We start from the raw sequence: 21136 nt of genomic DNA, 5'->3' as shown, positions 1-21136 counted from the left end.
ATGACACCTGGCGGACAAGCTCAAATTGGTAACGTTGATCTGGTAAAGCAGCTGAACAGTGCGGCGGTATATCGACTGATTGACCAGCATGGACCCATCTCGCGGATCCAGATTGCAGAACAGAGCCAGCTTGCCCCCGCCAGCGTGACGAAAATTACCCGCCAGCTCATTGAGCGCGGGTTAATTAAAGAAGTGGATCAGCAGGCCTCCACCGGGGGCCGTCGCGCGATCTCCATTGTGACCGAAACCCGCCATTTTCACGCCATCGGCGTGCGCCTTGGACGTCATGATGCCACCCTGACGCTGTACGACCTGAGCAGCAAAGCGGTTGCAGAAGAGCACTACTCCCTGCCGGAACGCACGCAAGAGACCCTTGAGCACGCCCTGCTCAACGCCATCGAGCTGTTTATCGAGTCCTGCCAACGCAAAATCCGCGAGCTGATCGCCATTTCGGTGATCCTGCCCGGGCTTGTCGACCCCGAAAGCGGCGTGATCCGCTATATGCCGCATATTCAGGTTGAAAACTGGGGGCTGATCGACGCCCTGGAAAAACGCTTCGCCGTCACCTGCTTTGTGGGCCACGATATCCGTAGCCTGGCGCTGGCGGAGCACTACTTTGGTGCGAGCCAGGATTGTGAAGACTCTATTCTGGTGCGTGTTCATCGGGGGACGGGGGCCGGGATCATCTCCAACGGGCGCATTTTTATTGGCCGTAACGGTAACGTCGGCGAGATTGGCCACATTCAGGTTGATCCGCTGGGTGAGCGCTGCCACTGCGGCAACTTTGGCTGTCTGGAAACGGTGGCTGCCAACGCCGCCATTGAGCAGCGCGTGCGTCATCTGCTGGAGCAGGGTTACCAGAGCCGCATTACGCTGGACGACTGTAAAATCAACGCTATCTGCAAGGCCGCCAACAAGGGCGACGCCCTGGCCAGCGAAGTCATCGAACAGGTCGGCCGTCACCTTGGCAAAACTATTGCCATTGCCATCAACCTGTTTAACCCGCAAAAAGTGGTGATTGCGGGCGAAATTACCGAAGCCGAAAAAGTGCTGCTGCCCGCCATTGAGGGGTGCATCAATACCCAGGCGCTGAAGGCGTTTCGCCAGAATCTGCCCGTGGTCCGCTCCGCGCTGAATGACCGTTCAGCGATCGGCGCCTTTGCGCTGGTAAAACGCGCCATGCTTAACGGTATCCTGTTGCAGCGTTTGCTGGAAAGCTGACAGCGTTTTATAGTGACGCCTTCTTTTTTTGATGTCGGGAAGTCCATGACCATTAAGAATGTTATTTGTGATATCGACGGCGTGCTGATGCACGACAACGTTGCCGTGCCGGGCGCAGCAGAATTTCTTAACCGCATCATGGAAAAAGGCATGCCGCTGGTTCTGCTCACCAACTTCCCGTCGCAGACCGGACAGGATCTGGCGAACCGCTTCGCTACTGCCGGTGTCGACGTGCCCGACAGCGTGTTCTACACCTCGGCGATGGCCACCGCAGATTTTCTGAAGCGTCAGGAAGGTAAAAAAGCCTATGTAGTGGGCGAAGGCGCGCTGATCCATGAGCTATACAAAGCAGGCTTCACCATCACCGATGTGAATCCCGATTTCGTGATCGTCGGCGAGACACGCTCCTATAACTGGGAGATGATGCATAAGGCAGCATTTTTCGTCGCCAACGGTGCCCGATTTATCGCCACCAACCCGGATACCCACGGCCGCGGCTTCTACCCGGCCTGTGGCGCGCTCTGTGCCGGTATTGAGAAGATCTCCGGCCGTACGCCCTTTTATGTCGGTAAGCCAAGCCCGTGGATCATTCGCGCGGCGCTCAACAAAATGCAGGCTCACTCGGAAGATACGGTGATTGTGGGTGACAACCTGCGCACCGATATTCTGGCCGGCTTCCAGGCCGGGCTGGAGACTATTCTGGTGCTGTCAGGGGTATCGACCCTCGATGATATTGATTCGATGCCGTTCCGGCCGAGCTGGATTTACCCCTCAGTCGCGGAAATTGATGTTATGTAATCTGAAACCACGTCACCGGACGTGGTTTTTTCATTTTGTCGCAGTAAAAACAGAGTCACATCTAAACTAAACCTTCATTCATTGAATAATCTTCAATAAACCAGCTCAAGTCATACGCTTTTTTCAACATTCAGCAATGACCATTGCACTTTTTCTCTTTTACCCGGCAAAACGCTTGCCGCTCCTCCCCTTTTGCGGCATTTTCATAAGCAAGCAACATCACACTGCAACAGGGTTAATGGAGAAGGTTATGTGTTCAATTTTCGGCGTACTGGATATTAAAACTGACGCAGGCGAACTGCGTAAAAAAGCACTGGAATTGTCCCGTCTGATGCGCCATCGCGGCCCGGACTGGTCCGGTGTCTACGCCAGCGATAAAGCGATTCTGGCCCATGAACGTCTGTCGATTGTCGACGTTAACGCCGGTGCTCAGCCGTTATATAACGAGAAAAAAACCCATGCCCTGGCGGTCAACGGTGAGATCTACAACCACCAGGCGCTGCGTGCGGAGTACGGCGATCGCTATGCCTTCCAGACCGGTTCTGACTGTGAAGTGATCCTGGCGCTGTATCAGGAGAAAGGCCCGGAATTCCTCGACGAGCTGCAGGGGATGTTCGCCTTCGCCCTGTACGACAGCGAAAAAGATGCGTATCTGATTGGCCGCGACCACATCGGGATCATCCCGCTGTACATGGGTCACGACGAATTCGGCAACTTCTATGTGGCATCAGAGATGAAAGCCCTGGTGCCGGTGTGCCGCACCATTAAAGAGTTTCCGGCAGGCAGCTTCCTGTGGAGTAAAGATGGCGAGATCCGCTCTTACTATCAGCGCGACTGGTTCGATTACGATGCCGTTAAAGACAACGTTACCGACAAAGTGGAGCTGACGCAGGCGCTGGAAGAGGCGGTAAAAAGCCACCTGATGTCAGACGTGCCTTATGGCGTGCTGCTCTCCGGCGGTCTGGACTCCTCTGTGATTTCGGCTATCACCAAAAAATACGCCGCCCGCCGCGTGGAAGATCAGGAGCGCTCCGAAGCCTGGTGGCCGCAGCTGCACTCCTTCGCCGTCGGTCTGGAAGGATCTCCGGATCTGAAAGCCGCACAGGAAGTGGCTAATCATCTCGGCACCGTACACCATGAAATTCACTTTACGGTGCAGGAAGGGCTGGATGCGATCCGTGACGTTATCTATCACATTGAAACCTATGACGTGACCACCATCCGCGCCTCCACGCCGATGTACCTGATGTCGCGTAAAATCAAAGCCATGGGCATCAAAATGGTGCTGTCCGGCGAAGGGTCTGACGAAGTGTTCGGCGGTTACCTGTACTTCCATAAAGCGCCGAACGCTAAAGAGCTGCACGAAGAGACGGTACGTAAGCTGCAGGCGCTGCACATGTTTGACTGCGCCCGCGCCAACAAAGCGATGTCTGCCTGGGGCGTGGAAGCACGCGTGCCGTTCCTGGATAAGAAATTCCTCGACGTGGCCATGCGTATCAACCCGCAGGATAAGATGTGCGGCAACGGCAAGATGGAAAAACATATCCTGCGCGAATGTTTTGAATCTTACCTACCGGCAAGCGTGGCCTGGCGTCAGAAAGAGCAGTTCTCTGACGGCGTAGGTTACAGCTGGATCGATACCCTGAAAGAGGTGGCCGCGAAGCAGATTTCCGATCAACAACTGGAAACCGCCAGCTTCCGCTTCCCGTACAACACGCCGGGTTCAAAAGAAGCCTATCTGTACCGTGAGATCTTCGAAGAGCTGTTCCCGCTGCCAAGCGCAGCAGAGTGTGTCCCGGGTGGCCCTTCCGTCGCCTGCTCCTCTGCGAAAGCCATTGAGTGGGATGAAGCCTTCAAAACCATGAACGATCCGTCAGGTCGTGCCGTAGGCGTGCACCAGTCTGCGTATAAATAAGCAATAAAATTTGCCATGAGGCCCTTCGGGGCCTCTTTTTTTGCCTCGCGTTTTGCTGGACAAAATCGATTAATAACCAATAATTGCCGAATATTCGGCCACGCTGTTCGCAACCTAACCAAACAGTCACATTCCAGACATTTTCGATGAAAAAGGTGTTGACGCTGCAAGGGTCTATACGCATAATGCGCCCCGCAACGCCGATAAGGTAACGCGAAAAAAAGATGGCTACGTAGCTCAGTTGGTTAGAGCACATCACTCATAATGATGGGGTCACAGGTTCGAATCCCGTCGTAGCCACCATCTTTTTTGCGGGAGTGGCGAAATTGGTAGACGCACCAGATTTAGGTTCTGGCGCCGCAAGGTGTGCGAGTTCAAGTCTCGCCTCCCGCACCATTCCCATAAAAGCGTTGCACGGATGGGGTATCGCCAAGCGGTAAGGCACCGGTTTTTGATACCGGCATTCCCTGGTTCGAATCCAGGTACCCCAGCCATATTTCTTCGATTTTGCGGTTCTCCGCGGTTATTGGGGTATCGCCAAGCGGTAAGGCACCGGTTTTTGATACCGGCATTCCCTGGTTCGAATCCAGGTACCCCAGCCATCGAAGAAAGCAGTACTGGCTACGTAGCTCAGTTGGTTAGAGCACATCACTCATAATGATGGGGTCACAGGTTCGAATCCCGTCGTAGCCACCATATTAGTGATTTATCGATTCTGTCGGTAAACTAAAAAAATTGTTGGGGTATCGCCAAGCGGTAAGGCTCTGGTTTCTGATACCAGCATTCCGAGGTTCGAATCCTCGTACCCCAGCCAATTTAAAAAGTCGTTAGATGTTCATTGTTTAACGCCATTGGGGTGTCGCCAAGCGGTAAGGCACTGGTTTCTGATACCAGCATTCCGGGGTTCGAATCCCTGCACCCCAGCCACACTAAAAAAGCTCGCTTCGGCGAGCTTTTTGCTTTTCTGCGTTTCTAAAAGTCATGCCGGGTGGCGGCTTCGCCTTACCCGGCCTACAAGAGTTTTAAAGCCCTAAGGCGTATTTCAGCGCCTGACGTTTCAGCCCGCCGGCCCGCTGCGCCGCCATCAACCCCACATTACGCAGGACGCGCAGCGGTCCCAGATCGTTGCTGAACCCGGCGTAAAACAGATCCATTCCGGACTGCATAATGAAGTTGTCCGCCATCCGTCGGGTCTGATACCGCTTAAGTACCTGATGGCTGGCCCAGGCTTCGCCGTGATTGCGGGCATTGCTGAGTACATCTATCAGCGCGTCGACGTCACGATAGCCGAGGTTAACGCCCTGCCCCGCCAGCGGATGAATGGTGTGCGCAGCATCGCCGACCAGCGCCAGCCCTTCCTGCGCGTACTGCAGGGCGTGACGACGCGTCAGCGGGAAAGCCCCCGCGGCGACGGGCGTTACCTTACCCAGCCGTGCCGGGAAATGGTGAGCGATTTCGCGCTGCAACTGTTCCATCGACAGCCCCTGTAGCTGGCGAATACGTGCAGGGGTGTCGTACCACACCAGGGAGGCCCAGCGTTCGAACAGCGGTAAAAAGGCGTGCGGACCGTTCGGGGTAAAGTGCTGCCAGGTGCTGTCGCCCGGATCGTTCTCACAGGCGACGGTAATCAGCATGCAGGATTGCTGGTATTGCCAGGCGTGAATGCCGATCCCCGCCAGCTCCCGCACCCGGGAATTCGCCCCGTCGGCGCCCACCAGCAGTTTTACCGCCAGCTGCTCACCGCTATCCAGCTCAATCAGATGTTGATCGTTGTGGCGATGCAGATGCTTCACCGACGCGGGGACGCGCAGCGTGACCCTGGGATGCGCCTCCAGCGCCTGCCAGAGCGCCTGCTGCAGAACGGTATTTTCAACCATATACCCCAGCAGGGGGAGTTTGAGCTCCGCGGCGTCAAAAACCACATGGGCATTTTCCCACTCCCAGGTCTCAAGGCGGCGATACGGGTGCGCGCGCATCGCCAGGATCGCGTCCCACACGTCCAGCCCGCGAAGCAGATCGACCGACGCGGCGCTGATAGCGGAGATGCGAACATCAGGCTGCTGAGAAGCGTCAAAGGCAGGCGGCGGCGCCTGTTCGATAACCGTTACGTCGAAACCCTGTTGCGCCAGCCCCAGCGCCAGCGCCCCGCCGACCATACCGCCGCCGACAACGGCGATCCCGGTTTGTTGGATAGTCATGGTCATTTGTCCTTATTTGAGAATCCCTTAAGTTTACCGGATTTTTTCGCCCTGAGTCCGGGAACCTTCATACTGGTCACAACCGCACCAAAGCATTACAATACGCGCCCTGCAATCCTGAGCACGAGCAAGTCGATGACAAAAAAACTCCATATAAAAACCTGGGGCTGTCAGATGAACGAGTACGATTCATCAAAGATGGCCGATCTGCTGGATGCCACCCATGGGTATCAACTCACCGACGTGGCGGAAGAGGCAGACGTGTTGCTGCTGAACACCTGCTCGATCCGTGAGAAGGCGCAGGAGAAAGTCTTTCATCAGTTAGGTCGCTGGAAGCTGATCAAACAAAAAAGACCAGACGTGATCATCGGCGTCGGCGGCTGTGTCGCCTCGCAGGAAGGCAAGCTGATCCGCCAGCGCGCCCACTACGTCGATATTATTTTTGGCCCGCAGACCCTGCACCGTCTGCCGGAGATGATCAACTCCGTGCGCGGAACCGGCCAGCGCAAAGCGATCATCGACGTCAGCTTCCCGGAAATCGAAAAATTTGACCGTCTGCCGGAACCACGCGCGGATGGCCCAACCGCCTTCGTCTCCATTATGGAAGGCTGCAACAAATACTGTACCTACTGCGTGGTGCCTTACACCCGCGGTGAGGAAGTCAGCCGCCCTTGCGACGACATTCTCTTTGAAATTGCTCAGCTCGCGGCGCAGGGCGTACGTGAAGTGAACCTGCTCGGCCAGAACGTAAACGCCTGGCGCGGCGAGAACTATGACGGCAGCACCGGCTCCTTTGCCGAACTGCTGCGTCTGGTGGCGGCCATTGACGGCATCGACCGCATTCGCTTCACCACCAGCCACCCGATTGAATTCACCGATGACATCATTGATGTCTACCGGGATACGCCGGAGCTGGTGAGCTTCCTGCACCTGCCGATCCAGTGTGGTTCTGACCGCGTGCTGAACCTGATGGGCCGCACCCACACCGCGCTGGAATATAAGGCGATTATCCGCAAGCTGCGTGAAGCGCGCCCGGATATTCAGATCAGCTCTGACTTTATCGTCGGCTTCCCGGGTGAAACGGACGACGATTTTGAACGCACCATGAAGGTGATTGGTGATGTGAACTTCGACGTGAGCTACAGCTTCATCTTCTCAGCCCGCCCGGGTACGCCAGCCGCCGACATGGTTGACGACGTACCGGACGAGGTGAAAAAGCAGCGTCTGTATATTCTGCAGGATCGCATTAACCAGCAGGCTAACGCCTGGAGCCGTCGGATGCTCGGCACCGTGCAGCGTGTGCTGGTCGAAGGCACTTCACGTAAGAGCATCATGCAGCTCTCTGGCCGTACGGAGAACAACCGCGTGGTGAACTTCGAAGGTACGCCGGACCTGGTGGGCAAGTTCGTTGATATTGAAATTCTTGAGGTGTTGACCAACTCTCTGCGTGGAAAACTGGTGCGCACCGAAGATGAAATGGGCCTGCGCGTCGTCGAATCTCCGGAGTCGGTGATTGCCCGTACCCGTAAAGAAAGCGATCTGGGTGTCGGCGTATATCAGCCATAATCCCTCTGGCCTGTCATTTCTGGCAGGCCTTGTTTTCCCCTCTTCTCTCCCCCATATCCTTCGCAATGCTTGCGCCTTTATTCTGTGGCGTGAATACTTTCTTAAGACAGACCCACTGCCTTATGGCATCCAGGACATTAAGAGGAACGGTTTGAATATAGATACACGTGAAATTACCCTTGAGCCAGCAGACAACGCTCGCCTGCTGAGCCTGTGCGGGCCGTTTGATGACAACATCAAACAACTGGAGCGACGTCTGGGTATCGAGATTAATCGTCGCGATAACCAGTTCAAACTCACCGGACGCGCAATTTGCGTCAATGCCGCTGCGGATATCCTCCGTAGCCTGTACGTTGATACCGCCCCGATGCGCGGTGAAATTCAGGATATTGAGCCGGAACAGATCCATCTGGCGATCAAAGAAACGCGGGTGCTGGAGCAGAGCGCGGAGAGCGTGCCGGACTTCGGCAAAGCTATCCATATCCAGACCAAGCGTGGCGTCATTAAGCCGCGCACGCCAAACCAGGCGCAGTACATCGCCAATATTCTCGATCATGACATCACCTTTGGCGTCGGCCCGGCGGGTACCGGTAAAACCTACCTTGCGGTGGCGGCCGCCGTGGATGCCCTGGAGCGCCAGGAGATCCGCCGTATTCTGCTCACCCGTCCGGCCGTTGAAGCGGGCGAGAAGCTGGGCTTTCTGCCTGGCGACCTGAGCCAGAAGGTCGATCCTTACCTGCGCCCGCTGTACGATGCGCTGTTTGAGATGCTCGGCTTCGAGAAGGTCGAAAAACTGATTGAACGTAACGTCATCGAAGTGGCTCCGCTGGCCTATATGCGCGGTCGTACCCTGAACGATGCGTTCATCATTCTGGATGAGAGCCAGAACACCACCATCGAACAGATGAAGATGTTCCTGACCCGTATTGGTTTTAACTCCAAAGCGGTGATCACCGGGGATATCACCCAGGTCGACCTGCCGCGCAGCACCAAATCAGGTCTGCGTCACGCCATTGAAGTATTGTCCGAAGTGGACGAAATCAGCTTTAACTTCTTCCACAGCGAAGACGTGGTGCGCCACCCGGTGGTTGCCCGCATCGTCACGGCATATGAAGCGTGGGAAGCAGCAGATCAAAAACGTAAAGCAGAACAGGCAGCGGAACGCAAACGCGAAGCCCAGGAGCAAGAGCAGAAATGAGTCAGGTGATCCTCGATTTACAGCTGGCCTGTGAAGATAACGCCGGCCTGCCGGAAGAGAGCCAGTTCCAGGCGTGGCTGAATGCCGTCATCCCTCAGTTTCAGGAAGAGTCAGAAGTCACGATTCGCCTGGTGGATGAAGCAGAAAGCCATGACCTGAACCTGACCTATCGTGGGAAAGATAAGCCGACCAACGTGCTCTCTTTCCCGTTTGAAGCGCCGCCGGGCATCGAACTGCCGCTGCTGGGTGATTTGATCATCTGCCGGCAGGTGGTTGAGCAGGAAGCGAAAGAGCAGCAGAAACCGCTTGAGGCCCACTGGGCGCACATGGTGGTGCACGGCAGCCTGCATCTGCTGGGCTACGATCACATTGAAGATGATGAAGCGGAAGAGATGGAGTCCCTCGAGACAGAGATAATGCTTGCTCTGGGCTATGAGGATCCGTACATTGCCGAGAAAGAGTAGTCTGTTCGGCGCTTTTGCGCCGGACTGACATAATGTGCCGTCGTGTCAGACCCAGGTCCGCGACGGCAGTTTTAAATCAACATGAGAACCCTTAACAAACGCCATGAGCGACGACAATTCACACAGTAGCGACACTCCAACCAGCAAAAAGGGATTTTTCTCCCTCATTCTGAGCCAGCTGTTCCACGGTGAACCTAAAAACCGTGACGAACTTCTGGAGCTGATCCGTGACTCCGGGCAGAACGACCTTATCGACGAAGATACGCGCGAAATGCTCGAAGGGGTAATGGACATCGCAGACCAACGCGTTCGCGATATCATGATTCCCCGCTCGCAGATGATCACCCTGAAACGCAACCAGACCCTGGATGAGTGCCTCGACGTTATCATCGAGTCTGCCCATTCACGTTTCCCGGTCATCAGCGAAGATAAAGATCACATCGAAGGGATTTTGATGGCCAAGGATCTGCTGCCGTTTATGCGCAGCGATGCCGAAGCCTTCAGCATGGAAAAAGTGTTACGTCCGGCGGTGGTTGTTCCGGAAAGCAAGCGGGTAGACCGCATGCTGAAAGAGTTTCGTTCTCAACGTTACCACATGGCGATTGTTATCGATGAATTTGGCGGCGTTTCGGGCCTGGTCACCATCGAAGATATTCTTGAACTGATCGTGGGTGAAATCGAAGACGAGTATGACGAAGAAGAGGATATCGACTTCCGTCAGCTGAGCCGCCACACCTGGACCGTGCGTGCGCTGGCGCCAATCGAAGACTTCAATGACACCTTTGGCACCCACTTCAGCGATGAAGAAGTGGATACCATCGGCGGGCTGGTGATGCAGGCCTTTGGGCATCTTCCAGCACGCGGTGAAACCGTGGAAATAGACGGTTACCAGTTCAAGGTCGCGATGGCCGACAGTCGACGTATTATTCAGGTTCATGTAAGAATGCCGGACGACGCTCCGCAACCCACACTGGATGATTGATTTAAATGGCATTTGCCCCACTGCTTGAACGCCAGCGCATACGTCTGCTGCTGGCGCTAATCCTCGGAGCCAGCGGTACGCTGGCTTTTTCCCCTTATGACTTCTGGCCTGCGGCCCTCCTCTCCCTGATGGGTCTTCAGGGGCTGACCCTGAACCGACGTCCTGTACAGGCGGCGGCGATTGGCTATTTCTGGGGACTGGGCCTGTTTGGCTCCGGTATTAACTGGGTTTACGTCAGTATCGCGCAATTTGGCGGCATGCCGGGTCCGGTGAATATCTTCCTCGTGGTGCTGCTGGCGGCGTACCTCTCGCTCTATACCGGTCTGTTTGCCGGTATTCTGTCGCGCCTGTGGCCGAAAACCAGCTGGCTGCGGATGGCGATTGCCGCCCCGGTAGTCTGGCAGTGCAGCGAATTCCTGCGCGGCTGGGTGCTGACCGGCTTCCCCTGGCTGCAGTTTGGCTACAGCCAGATCGACGGGCCGCTGAAAGGGCTGGCGCCGGTAATGGGCGTCGAGGCGATCACCTTCCTGCTGATGGTGGTGAGCGGCCTGCTGGTACTGGCGCTGGTACAGCGCAACTGGCGTCCGCTGGCGGCGGCGCTGATCCTCTTTGCCCTGCCTTTCCCACTGCGTTATATCCAGTGGTTTACCCTTGAGCCGGAACGCGCCACCCAGGTGTCGATGGTGCAGGGCAATATTCCCCAGTCGCTGAAATGGGATGAAGGTCAGCTGATCAATACCCTGAAAATTTATCTGGATGCCACCCAGAAAGAGATGGGTAAATCCCAGTTGATTATCTGGCCGGAGTCGGCGATCCCGGATCTGGAGATCAACCAGCAGCGTTTTCTCGCCATGATGGACGATCTGCTGCGCGCCCGTGACACCACCCTGATCACCGGTATTGTGGATGCGCGTCTGAACAAGCAAAACCGTTACGACACTTACAACACCATCATCACGCTGGGAAAAGACAACCCGTACAGCTACGAGTCGACCAACCGCTACAACAAAAATCACCTGGTACCCTTTGGTGAGTTTGTGCCGCTGGAGTCGATTCTGCGTCCGCTGGCGCCGTTCTTCGATTTGCCGATGTCCTCGTTTAGCCGGGGCTCCTACGTTCAGCCTCAGCTGAGCGCCCACGGCTTCCTGCTGACCGCTGCCATTTGCTACGAGATCATCCTCGGTGAGCAGGTGCGGGATAATTTCCGTCCCAATACCGACTATCTCCTGACCATCTCTAACGATGCCTGGTTCGGTAAGTCGATCGGCCCGTGGCAGCACTTCCAGATGGCGCGCATGCGCTCCCTGGAGCTGGCGCGTCCGCTGCTGCGCAGTACCAACAATGGCATTACGGCGGTGATTGGCCCGCAGGGTGAAATTCAGGCCATGCTGCCGCAGTTTACCCGCGACGTGCTGACTGCAAAGGTCACGCCAACGACCGGGCTGACGCCTTACGCTCGTACCGGCAACTGGCCCCTGTGGATCCTGACCGCGCTGTTCGGCTTTGGCGCCGTGCTGATGAGCCTTCGTCAGCGTCGTAAGTAACATTTCCCCTCTGTTGCCGGGTGGCGGCTTCGCCTTACCCGGCCTACGTTTGTAGGCCCGGCAAGCAAAGCGCCGCCAGGCAATTCCCCCACTCTTCCCAACTCTGGCACGCCTATTGCTTTGTTTATTCACGCAAACGCGATTTGGCTTAACGTGCAACCCGGTCGCACCAGCATTGTTCACCGGTAGCACCGAAACGGTGCAACGGCAGATTTATGCCTCTGAATGGTGCGGCGCGCTTCGCAAAAATAAACAATAACGCAGCAAAATCTTTACATTAAGCCAAACTAAATGTTAACAAACACGTATAACACTGCACTCGTATCGCGCGAGTTATAACAACATCACACCGAATATCAATGCGCACCTGACGTTGATAAAAAAGGAGTTGGATATGCAATTACGTAAACTGGCCACAGCAATGCTGGTAATGGGAATGTCCGCAGGCGTCGTACACGCTGAAGATGCTGCCCCGGCAGCAGGCGGCACTCTGGAAAAAATCGCTAAAAACGGCGTGATTGTGGTCGGCCACCGTGAATCTTCTGTTCCGTTTTCATACTACGACAACACGCAAAAAGTCGTGGGTTACTCTCAGGCCTACTCCAACGCCATCATTGATGCGGTGAAGAAAAAGCTCAACAAACCGGATCTGGAAGTGAAGCTGATCCCAATCACTTCACAAAACCGTATCCCGCTGCTGCAAAACGGCACCTTCGATTTTGAGTGTGGCTCTACCACCAACAACCTTGAGCGTCAGAAGCAAGCTGCTTTCTCCGATACCATCTTCGTGGTCGGTACCCGTCTGCTGACCAAAAAAGGGGGCGAGATTAAAGATTTCGACAACCTGAAAGGCAAAGCGGTAGTCGTGACCTCCGGTACCACCTCTGAAGTGCTGCTGCATAAGCTGAACGAAGAGAAGAAAATGGACATGCGCATCATCAGCGCCAAAGACCACGGTGACTCTTTCCGTACCCTGGAGAGCGGCCGCGCCGTGGCGTTTATGATGGATGATGCCCTGCTGGCCGGTGAGCGCGCGAAAGCGAAGAAACCAGACAACTGGGAAATCGTCGGCACCGCGCAGTCCAAAGAGGCCTATGGCTGCATGATGCGTAAAGACGACGCGGAGTTTAAGAAACTGGTCGATGACACCATCGCTCAGGTTCAGACCTCCGGCGACGCGGAGAAATGGTTTGATAAGTGGTTCAAGAACCCAATCCCACCAAAAAATCTGAACATGAACTTTGAGCTGTCTGATGACATGAAGGCTCTGTTTAAAGAACCGAATGACAAAGCACTTAACTAATTAGAACCATTAAGGGGCGGGACCTCCTGCCCTCTCGATTGTCGGGAAGCGCGGACAGACTAAACGTTGAGTGGTCGTTCCCCACTCAGCGCGAACATTAAGCTTCTCACCAATCTTCGAGGGTAGCGCTGCTACCCTTTTTTTTCTGGAGTTTATTATGTCAATCGACTGGAACTGGGGCATTTTCCTGCAGCAAGCCCCGTTCGGCAACACCACCTATCTTGGCTGGCTGTGGAGCGGTTTTCAGGTTACGGTCGCACTGTCGATCACGGCCTGGATCATCGCCTTCCTCGTCGGCTCGCTGTTCGGTATTTTACGTACCGTGCCAAACCGTTTTCTCTCCTCACTGGGAACCTGCTACGTCGAACTGTTCCGTAACGTTCCGTTAATCGTGCAGTTCTTTACCTGGTACCTGGTCATCCCGGAACTGCTGCCGGAAGATCTTGGCATGTGGTTCAAGTCTGAGCTTGATCCTAACGTTCAGTTCTTTATCTCCTCGATGCTTTGTCTGGGCCTGTTTACTGCCGCCCGCGTGTGCGAGCAGGTGCGCGCGGCGATCCAGTCCCTGCCCCGCGGGCAAAAGAATGCCGCCCTGGCGATGGGCCTGACATTACCCCAGGCCTACCGCTATGTGCTGCTGCCGAATGCCTATCGCGTGATAGTGCCGCCAATGACCTCGGAGATGATGAACCTGGTAAAAAACTCGGCCATTGCCTCCACCATCGGTCTGGTCGATATGGCCGCACAGGCGGGCAAACTGCTGGATTACTCCGCGCACGCGTGGGAATCCTTCACCGCCATTACCCTGGCCTACGTGCTGATTAACGCGGTGATTATGCTGGTGATGAACCTGGTTGAACGTAAAGTTCGCCTGCCGGGCAACCTGGGGGGCAAATAATGTACGAGTTTGACTGGAGTTCCATTGTTCCCTCCATGCCCTATCTGATTGATGGTCTAATCATCACGCTGAAGATCACCCTGACGGCGGTGATTATCGGGATTGTCTGGGGGACTCTGCTGGCGGTGATGCGCCTGTCGAGTTTTAAGCCTGTCGCCTGGTTTGCCACCGCCTACGTCAACGTGTTCCGTTCCATTCCGCTGGTGATGGTGCTGCTGTGGTTCTACCTGATCGTACCGGGTCTGCTACAGGACGTGCTTGGCCTGTCGCCAAAATCGGATATCCGTCTGATCTCGGCGATGGTGGCCTTCTCGATGTTCGAGGCGGCGTACTATTCAGAAATTATCCGCGCCGGGATCCAGAGTATCTCCCGCGGGCAGTCCAGCGCCGCGCTGGCGTTAGGCATGACCCACTGGCAGTCGATGAAGCTTATCATTCTGCCGCAGGCGTTCCGCGCCATGGTTCCGCTGCTGCTGACCCAGGGTATCGTCCTGTTCCAGGATACCTCGCTGGTCTATGTGTTGAGCCTGGCAGACTTCTTCCGCACCGCCTCTACCATTGGTGAGCGCGATGGTACTCAGGTTGAGATGATCCTGTTCGCAGGTGCGGTCTATTTTGTAATTAGTTTAAGCGCGTCGCTGTTGGTCAGCTGGCTGAAGAAAAGGACAGTGTAATGATTTCCCTGAAAAATGTTTCTAAATGGTATGGGCACTTTCAGGTGCTGACCGACTGCTCCACGGAAGTGAAAAAGGGCGAAGTGGTGGTGGTTTGCGGGCCGTCCGGCTCGGGAAAATCCACCCTTATCAAAACCGTGAACGGCCTTGAGCCGGTGCAGCAGGGCGAAATAGTCGTCAATGGCACCAAAGTGAATGACAAGAAAACCAATCTGGCGAAGCTGCGTTCCAACGTCGGGATGGTGTTCCAGCATTTTGAGCTGTTCCCGCATCTGTCGATCATTGAGAACCTGACCCTGGCACAGGTGAAGGTCCTCAAGCGCGACAAAGCCGCAGCGCGTGAAAAAGGGCTGAAGCTGCTGGAGCGCGTGGGCCTTTCCGCCCATGCCGATAAATTCCCGGCGCAGCTCTCCGGCGGCCAGCAGCAGCGCGTGGCGATTGCCCGTGCGCTCTGTATGGACCCGGTGGCGATGCTGTTTGATGAACCCACGTCCGCACTTGACCCCGAGATGATCAATGAAGTGCTGGATGTTATGGTTCAACTGGCGCAGGAAGGTATGACCATGATGGTGGTCACTCATGAAATGGGCTTTGCGCGTAAAGTGGCGAACCGCGTCATCTTTATGGATGAGGGTAAAATCGTCGAGGACTCCGCAAAAGAGGAATTCTTTAATAACCCGCAGTCTGAACGCGCTAAAGATTTCCTCGCCAAAATCCTGCATTAATCTCTCCGGTGCGCAATCGCCCAGATTGCGCACTGCTTCACGCTTTTCGTCTGTGTGCCTCGTCTGCTCCTCTCATCAGCGATAGCCTTGTCACAAAACAACACTGAGAAATGGAGAATTCTATGGCACTACCCATCATCCTTGATTGCGACCCGGGTCATGATGACGCGATCGCACTCGTCCTGGCCCTTGCCTCACCCGAGCTGGAACTTAAGGCGGTGACCTCTTCTGCCGGAAACCAGACCCCGGATAAAACCCTGCGCAATGTACTGCGGATGCTGACCCTGCTGAAGCGCAGTGATATTCCGGTGGCTGGAGGGGCGGTTAAACCCCTGATGCGCGACCTGATTATTGCGGATAACGTTCACGGCGAAAGCGGCCTTGATGGCCCCGCCCTGCCCGAGCCGGACTTTGCCCCGCAAAATTGCACTGCCGTGGAGCTGATGGCAAAAGTGCTGCGTGAAAGCCCTGAACCGGTAACGGTGGTTGCTACCGGCCCGCAAACTAACGTCGCTCTGCTGCTGACTAGCCATCCGGAATTACATGCAAAAATTGCCCGGATAGTGATCATGGGCGGTGCAATGGGACTGGGTAACTGGACGCCTACGGCTGAATTCAACATCTTTGTCGATCCCGAGGCGGCAGAAGTCGTTTTCCAGTCCGGCATTCCGGTGGTGATGGCTGGTCTGGACGTGACCCATCGGGCGCAAATTATGGCGGAGGATATCGAACGTTTTCGCCTTATCGGTAATCCGGTGGCAACAACCGTGGCCGAACTGCTGGACTTCTTCATGGCTTACCATAAGGCGGAGAAATGGGGTTTCCAGGGCGCACCGCTGCACGATCCTTGTACTATCGCCTGGCTGCTTAAACCCGATATGTTTACCTCGATTGAACGCTGGGTCGGCGTTGAGACGCAGGGGAAATATACCCAAGGCATGACCGTGGTGGACTATTATTTTTTAACGGGTAACCGCCCAAATGCAACCGTGTTAACGGATATAAACCGAAGCGACTTTGTTGAGTTGCTGGCACAGCGTCTGAGGTACTATTCATAATTCACGCTTATGCGCTCCAGCCCAGAGGCGGGAGCGCAGAGATGAATTTTTTCACAGCGTCATTCATCTCAGCTTCAGTATCTGATTCATATATAATTAAGAAAAAGACGCGTAGAACCGGCGGAGCACTTTCGCTATTATCCCTCCTCTTTTTAGCACCCCCGCGCTGGCGGAATATAGGTGGAATGCCTTTTACGTTAAGTATTGCTCAAAGCAAATTTCACTGTATTTTTATTAATATTCCGATAACCTGCCGTAAAAAATTGACATCTATTTTGGGAAGGATCCCCGAAAGAGAATATCATTAAGTTAACTTCAAATGAAATGGATTTCCTTTATGCTGAAAAGCTGTACTGCTCTTATTACGTGCATAATTATTTACTCAGCAGGCTGTATTAATGTTTACGCCAGTAATAATCACTCAGTGACCAGTCAGTCAGAGCAGGATAAAGCACGTCAAACTGCCTTAAAACCGGCTCAACAGGAATATATCGCCGACAGTACCTTTTCCGGTGCAAAAACCCTCACGTTTCCGCAAGAGGAAGTTTGCCACTATATCAATGAGATCGTTATCCAGTCTGATGATGATAAACTCACCCGTAAGCTGCTCGGGAAATTAACCGACCAGGCGAAAACGCACTGTCTCGGGATTAAGGGCATTCATCTCCTTGCTCGCGCATTACAGAATGAACTTATTGAGCGCGGCTACATCACTTCATTAATTGATATCCCGTCACAAGAGATGGAAAACGGCATTCTGACGCTGACGCTGGTCTATGGCCGGGTGGGGGAAATCGCGTTTGATGCAAAAACAGAAAACGATAAAACCAGCCTGTGGAATACGATGCCCGCCTCTCCCGGGGATATCGTCAAACTGTCGAATTTAGAAAGGGGTATGGCTAACCTGCAACGTCTTCCAGGTGCATCTGCACATATGAAATTGCAGCCGGGGGATCGCTACGGCGAGAGTGACATCATTCTGACCCGAAAGCTGGATAAACAGTGGCAGCTTGGCGCCTGGCTGGACGATGCCGGAAGCCGTTACAGCGGTCGCTACCAGGGCGGTGGGGCATTGTACCTTTACGATTTAACCAGGCTGGACGATATCTTGTACGTCGCGGCTGGCGGTGATGTGGAATATCAACAAAAGAACGACGGCAACCACAACAGCAGCGTTTATTACTCCGTTCCGTTTGGCTACTGGAATGTTAGCGTATATGCCTCACACAGTACCTATCTGCAGCAGTTTAAGGGCAATTACTCAACAACAGATTATGAAAGTAAAAACCGTTACTACAGCGCAACGCTGGAGCGGCAGCTTTCTCATACAAGAGATCAAAAAACGTCGCTCAGTGCGCGACTGTTTAAAAGCCGATCACGTTATTATTTTGGTGGTAGCGAGCTCACTGTGATGCGTAAACAGAACCCTGCCTGGGAGCTCGGTATACGCCATCAACGCTATTTTGGAAATAAAGTCATTGATGCCGGGATCAGCATGCAACATCGGTTAGGCTGGTTCAGTTCGTCGGCCACACCGGAAGAAAAGGCCGGTCTCTATAATAAGCAGGCGCGTATTGTGCGTGCCGATATCAAAGCATTAATGAAATTTGATAATACCGGGGAAAACTTCACATATGCGCCGCATTTTAGTCTGCAAATAAGTCCGGATAATTTATCCAGCGATAATGTATTTAATATTGGCAACCGCTGGTCAGTACGGGGATTTGATGGCGAAAATACCTTATCCAGCAACCAGGGCTGGTTTCTGCGAAATGATTTTATCTGGAATACTCCCTTCGCCGACCAACAAATTTATATTGGGGCAGATGCAGGCAAGATCATTGGCAGCGACCGCTATCAGTCCGGAAAAGTATTATCGGGTGCGGTAGTCGGTTTACGCGGGCAAAAACTGGCGACGCAGTATGATTTTTTTGTGGGCACACCCCTGGTTAAACCCGAAAGTTATCATACCGATGCGCTCAATATGGGCTTTTCATTGCAATGGAGGTATTAAGCAACACAACGCAACATCCCACTCTCAGCATTAACAACAATTCGGAAATATTTTCATTAAAGGATTAATTACATGTTTAAATTTAAACTGACGTATGTCGCACTGGCGGCAGCGCTCACCTCCACCAGCGTCTATGCCGATCCTGACTATACGCATCTGTCCGGAGCACAGGTTATTGATATCGAGGCACCCAATGCTGCCGGTGTGTCTCATAATATTTACCGCGAGTTCAACGTCAGCGATAAAGGCCTTATTCTGAACAACAGCGCCAGCGATACCACGCACAGCACATTAGGAAATATTGCTAAAAACAATAACCTGAAAAATGGCAGCGCTTCCGTCATTCTTAATGAAGTGATCTCCAATAAATCCAGTGCGCTGAATGGCTTTATCGAAGTGAATGGTCAGAAAGCTGACGTTATTATCGCTAACCCTAACGGTATCTCCTGCTCCGGCTGTAGCTTCGTCAACACCAATAAAGTGGTGCTAACCACCGGCCAGGTCAACCTGAGCGATACGGGTGCCATCAGCAGCTACAGCGTGAATCAGGGTAACATTACCGTTAACGGCAATGGCCTGAACGCTGACAAGAGTTATGTCGCTCTGCTGGCAGATGCCATCAACCTTAACGGCGTCGTCACTGGCAATAATGCCCTGATCAGCGCCGGTAACTTCACGATGGACAACACCACCGGCGCCATTACTTCGGCAGGCAAGAAAGCCACGGTAATGCAAATGCTCTTCCCGGAGTACAGCATTGATATCAGTGCGCTTGGTGGCGTAAAAGCGAATAGCATCAGCATGGTCGGCAATAATGTCGGTTTTGGCGTTCGTAATAAGGGCGCGGTGGTGGCCAACGGTAACCTGACCATGCTCAGTAATGGTGTACTGGTTAATAGCGGCTACATCACGGGTAATGGCATGGTGACCCAACTCACGTCTGCCAAAGACTTCCTCAATAGCGGAACCATTTCCACTAACTACCTCGGTGTTATCAATAGCCTGAGTGGATTCTATAACGAAGGGACGATCTCTAATGCCGTGCAAATGGCCGTGAGTGCAGGCGGTGACCTCGATAATCTGGGCGTCATCAAAAGCGACAACACCCTGATGGTCAATGCCGGCGGCAACCTGACGACTGAATATGGCTCGAAAATTGTCTCGAAAAAGGCGCTGGCTGTTACGTCAAACGGCGATATAAATCACGGCGGCTCTATCCAGGCTGAGCAAACTACCGTTAACTTCGGCGGCAATAACCTTAACGTGACAGGCAATATCTGGGGTCTTTCCAGCCTGCTGGTTCAATCATCAACACAAAACGGCCTTTCAGCAGGAACTATATACAATACAGGCACCATTGCCGGGGGTGACTTAACGCTCCAGACCAACGGAACGCTGAATCAGGAAGGTAACGTTGACGCGAACAAATCGTTGACGATCAATACCAACGCCCTGAACAATTATTACTACATGAATGCGCCAACACTGACCATCAACAGTAATTACGTGAAAAACATGGCAACGCTGCAGGGAAATAACGTCAATATCACTGCGGCGCAGGGGATTTATAACGAAGGTCATATCAACGCTGTCAGAGATATGAACCTCAGCACCGCAATGAACAGCAATATCACTAACTACAACACGATTTCTGCTGGCGGGACGCTCACGATGACCACGAATAACGTGATCAACGGTGGCTATCGCTGTGGCTGGTTAGGGGTGAGATTCTGTGGCGTAGGCTCGCTGTCAGCACAATCGCTGAACCTTAACTCCTCGCATAACTATGCTTCCAATATGGGTGGAAAACAGAGTTTTAAAACCACTGAAATCCACACCATTAATTAATTTATTCTCTGTCGCTTATGCTGGCGCAACCTGCGCCAGCATTTTTACGGCTCGAAAGGACGTCGTTGAAACTGATCGTGTCCGCATTTCGGGCAAAGCGGTAAAACATCTGGTGTATAGACGGCCAGATGATGGTGGCATTTTTCGCAGACCAGATTGCCCAGTCCCACCACTTCCCCACTGTGATACACCCCATGGTGGTTGAGATCCTGGAACACCTCGCGCCACTCCAGCTGCGTTTTATCGGTGATATCCGCCAGCTCCTGCCACACACTCTCTTTGATCACCCGCATAAAGACGCTGTCAACGACCTCATCCTGGCTCTCCTCATAGCTGCGGGCGAACTCTTCCAGGTCACGACGCACCGCGCGAGTGACCTCTTCCACTTCGGTACGTGTTAACTCACCCGTCTGCGTCACCCTCAGGCGCGCCTGCTCGACGAGCGCATCAATATCACGCTCACCATTACGCAGACGTTCGGTTAATGTGGCGACCAGTTCACGGTAAAATTGAGCAACCTTGTTCATCATTTGCCTCCTGGGTAAGTAACTCTCTCTAATGATAGACCTTATTTGCGCCCCGCTTTGTCAGGTCATCCACACTCTGCGTAAATTCCTGCAAGGCGCTTTTGAGGTAAAGGCTGTTTTGACGCGGGCGTTTGGGCTATGCTATGCGGATCTGAATTACCACATCCATTGGCTACGTTTGTAGCTGTATTGAACACAGGACC

Annotated in this window: 17 protein-coding genes and 7 tRNA genes; 22 read left to right on the top strand and 2 right to left on the bottom strand. The window is 53.8% G+C overall.

The window, feature by feature from the left end; genetic code table 11:
* The 10 genes from nagC (at window position 1) to ACP4QI_RS05870 (ending at window position 4861) form a co-directional block, all read left to right on the top strand.
* Window positions 1-1221 carry a DNA-binding transcriptional regulator NagC gene (nagC, locus tag ACP4QI_RS05915; RefSeq protein WP_142488690.1) on the top strand — a complete coding sequence of 407 codons (1221 nt, stop codon included), beginning with the start codon at window positions 1-3 and terminating at the stop codon, window positions 1219-1221.
* A 45-nt stretch (window positions 1222-1266) separates the two neighbouring features.
* On the top strand, window positions 1267-2019 hold the full coding sequence (nagD, locus tag ACP4QI_RS05910; protein ID WP_285128320.1) for a ribonucleotide monophosphatase NagD: 753 nt from the start codon (window positions 1267-1269) through the stop codon (window positions 2017-2019).
* A gap of 250 nt (window positions 2020-2269) precedes the next feature.
* Window positions 2270-3934 carry an asparagine synthase B gene (gene asnB / locus ACP4QI_RS05905; protein WP_032617046.1) on the top strand — a complete coding sequence of 555 codons (1665 nt, stop codon included), beginning with the start codon at window positions 2270-2272 and terminating at the stop codon, window positions 3932-3934.
* 226 nt (window positions 3935-4160) lie between these two features.
* Window positions 4161-4237 (top strand) — tRNA-Met (locus ACP4QI_RS05900).
* 8 nt (window positions 4238-4245) lie between these two features.
* Window positions 4246-4330: transfer RNA gene (locus tag ACP4QI_RS05895), tRNA-Leu, on the top strand.
* A gap of 23 nt (window positions 4331-4353) precedes the next feature.
* Window positions 4354-4428, top strand: a tRNA-Gln gene (locus tag ACP4QI_RS05890).
* A gap of 33 nt (window positions 4429-4461) precedes the next feature.
* Window positions 4462-4536: transfer RNA gene (locus tag ACP4QI_RS05885), tRNA-Gln, on the top strand.
* Window positions 4537-4553: 17 nt separating this feature from the next.
* Window positions 4554-4630, top strand: a tRNA-Met gene (locus tag ACP4QI_RS05880).
* A 43-nt stretch (window positions 4631-4673) separates the two neighbouring features.
* Window positions 4674-4748 (top strand) — tRNA-Gln (locus tag ACP4QI_RS05875).
* 38 nt (window positions 4749-4786) lie between these two features.
* Window positions 4787-4861: transfer RNA gene (locus ACP4QI_RS05870), tRNA-Gln, on the top strand.
* A gap of 95 nt (window positions 4862-4956) precedes the next feature.
* Here the strand turns inward: ACP4QI_RS05870 and ubiF are convergent.
* Window positions 4957-6132, bottom strand: coding sequence for a 3-demethoxyubiquinol 3-hydroxylase (ubiF, locus tag ACP4QI_RS05865; RefSeq protein WP_426495068.1), 1176 nt, complete (start codon window positions 6130-6132; stop codon window positions 4957-4959).
* Window positions 6133-6267: 135 nt separating this feature from the next.
* On the opposite strand from ubiF, the gene miaB reads away from it, so the two are divergent.
* The 12 genes from miaB (at window position 6268) to ACP4QI_RS05805 (ending at window position 20406) form a co-directional block, all read left to right on the top strand.
* Window positions 6268-7698, top strand: a complete 1431-nt coding sequence (gene miaB / locus ACP4QI_RS05860; RefSeq protein ID WP_142488686.1) for a tRNA (N6-isopentenyl adenosine(37)-C2)-methylthiotransferase MiaB — start codon at window positions 6268-6270, stop codon at window positions 7696-7698.
* Window positions 7699-7849: 151 nt separating this feature from the next.
* Entirely contained in the window at window positions 7850-8896 is a 1047-nt protein-coding gene (locus tag ACP4QI_RS05855) for a PhoH family protein (RefSeq protein ID WP_142488685.1), read from the top strand.
* A complete protein-coding gene (gene ybeY, locus ACP4QI_RS05850; RefSeq protein ID WP_142488684.1) occupies window positions 8893-9360 on the top strand; it encodes an rRNA maturation RNase YbeY in 468 nt (155 codons plus the stop codon). Before ACP4QI_RS05855 ends, ybeY begins: the two co-directional genes overlap by 4 nt.
* A 103-nt stretch (window positions 9361-9463) precedes the next feature.
* Window positions 9464-10342 (top strand): CNNM family magnesium/cobalt transport protein CorC, encoded by an 879-nt coding sequence (gene corC, locus ACP4QI_RS05845; RefSeq protein ID WP_032617040.1) that lies wholly within the window; start codon window positions 9464-9466, stop codon window positions 10340-10342.
* 5 nt (window positions 10343-10347) lie between these two features.
* Window positions 10348-11886, top strand: coding sequence for an apolipoprotein N-acyltransferase (gene lnt, locus ACP4QI_RS05840; protein WP_426495069.1), 1539 nt, complete (start codon window positions 10348-10350; stop codon window positions 11884-11886).
* A 394-nt stretch (window positions 11887-12280) separates the two neighbouring features.
* Window positions 12281-13189, top strand: a complete 909-nt coding sequence (locus tag ACP4QI_RS05835) for an amino acid ABC transporter substrate-binding protein (RefSeq protein WP_285128323.1) — start codon at window positions 12281-12283, stop codon at window positions 13187-13189.
* Between the two features lie 157 nt (window positions 13190-13346).
* Window positions 13347-14087, top strand: coding sequence for a glutamate/aspartate ABC transporter permease GltJ (gene gltJ, locus ACP4QI_RS05830; protein WP_426495070.1), 741 nt, complete (start codon window positions 13347-13349; stop codon window positions 14085-14087).
* Window positions 14087-14761: a glutamate/aspartate ABC transporter permease GltK gene (gene gltK / locus ACP4QI_RS05825; protein ID WP_285128325.1), complete on the top strand. Its 675-nt coding sequence runs from the start codon at window positions 14087-14089 to the stop codon at window positions 14759-14761. Before gltJ ends, gltK begins: the two co-directional genes overlap by 1 nt.
* Window positions 14761-15486, top strand: coding sequence for an amino acid ABC transporter ATP-binding protein (locus ACP4QI_RS05820; protein WP_285128326.1), 726 nt, complete (start codon window positions 14761-14763; stop codon window positions 15484-15486). Before gltK ends, ACP4QI_RS05820 begins: the two co-directional genes overlap by 1 nt.
* Window positions 15487-15608: 122 nt before the next feature.
* Entirely contained in the window at window positions 15609-16544 is a 936-nt protein-coding gene (gene rihA, locus ACP4QI_RS05815) for a pyrimidine-specific ribonucleoside hydrolase RihA (protein ID WP_426495071.1), read from the top strand.
* Between the two features lie 337 nt (window positions 16545-16881).
* A complete protein-coding gene (locus ACP4QI_RS05810; protein WP_426495197.1) occupies window positions 16882-18558 on the top strand; it encodes a ShlB/FhaC/HecB family hemolysin secretion/activation protein in 1677 nt (558 codons plus the stop codon).
* Between the two features lie 72 nt (window positions 18559-18630).
* Window positions 18631-20406 (top strand): two-partner secretion domain-containing protein, encoded by a 1776-nt coding sequence (locus tag ACP4QI_RS05805; RefSeq protein ID WP_426495072.1) that lies wholly within the window; start codon window positions 18631-18633, stop codon window positions 20404-20406.
* Between the two features lie 44 nt (window positions 20407-20450).
* Here ACP4QI_RS05805 and ACP4QI_RS05800 read toward each other — a convergent pair whose 3' ends face one another.
* Window positions 20451-20933 carry a zinc ribbon-containing protein gene (locus ACP4QI_RS05800; protein WP_285128330.1) on the bottom strand — a complete coding sequence of 161 codons (483 nt, stop codon included), beginning with the start codon at window positions 20931-20933 and terminating at the stop codon, window positions 20451-20453.
* Window positions 20934-21136: the final 203 nt, after the last annotated feature.

The organism is Leclercia sp. TB492, assembly GCF_049974505.2.
Taxonomy (GTDB): domain Bacteria; phylum Pseudomonadota; class Gammaproteobacteria; order Enterobacterales; family Enterobacteriaceae; genus Enterobacter; species Enterobacter adecarboxylatus_C.
The sequence above is the reverse complement of the archived record's forward strand: the minus strand, read 5'-3'. Positions and strand labels throughout refer to the sequence as shown.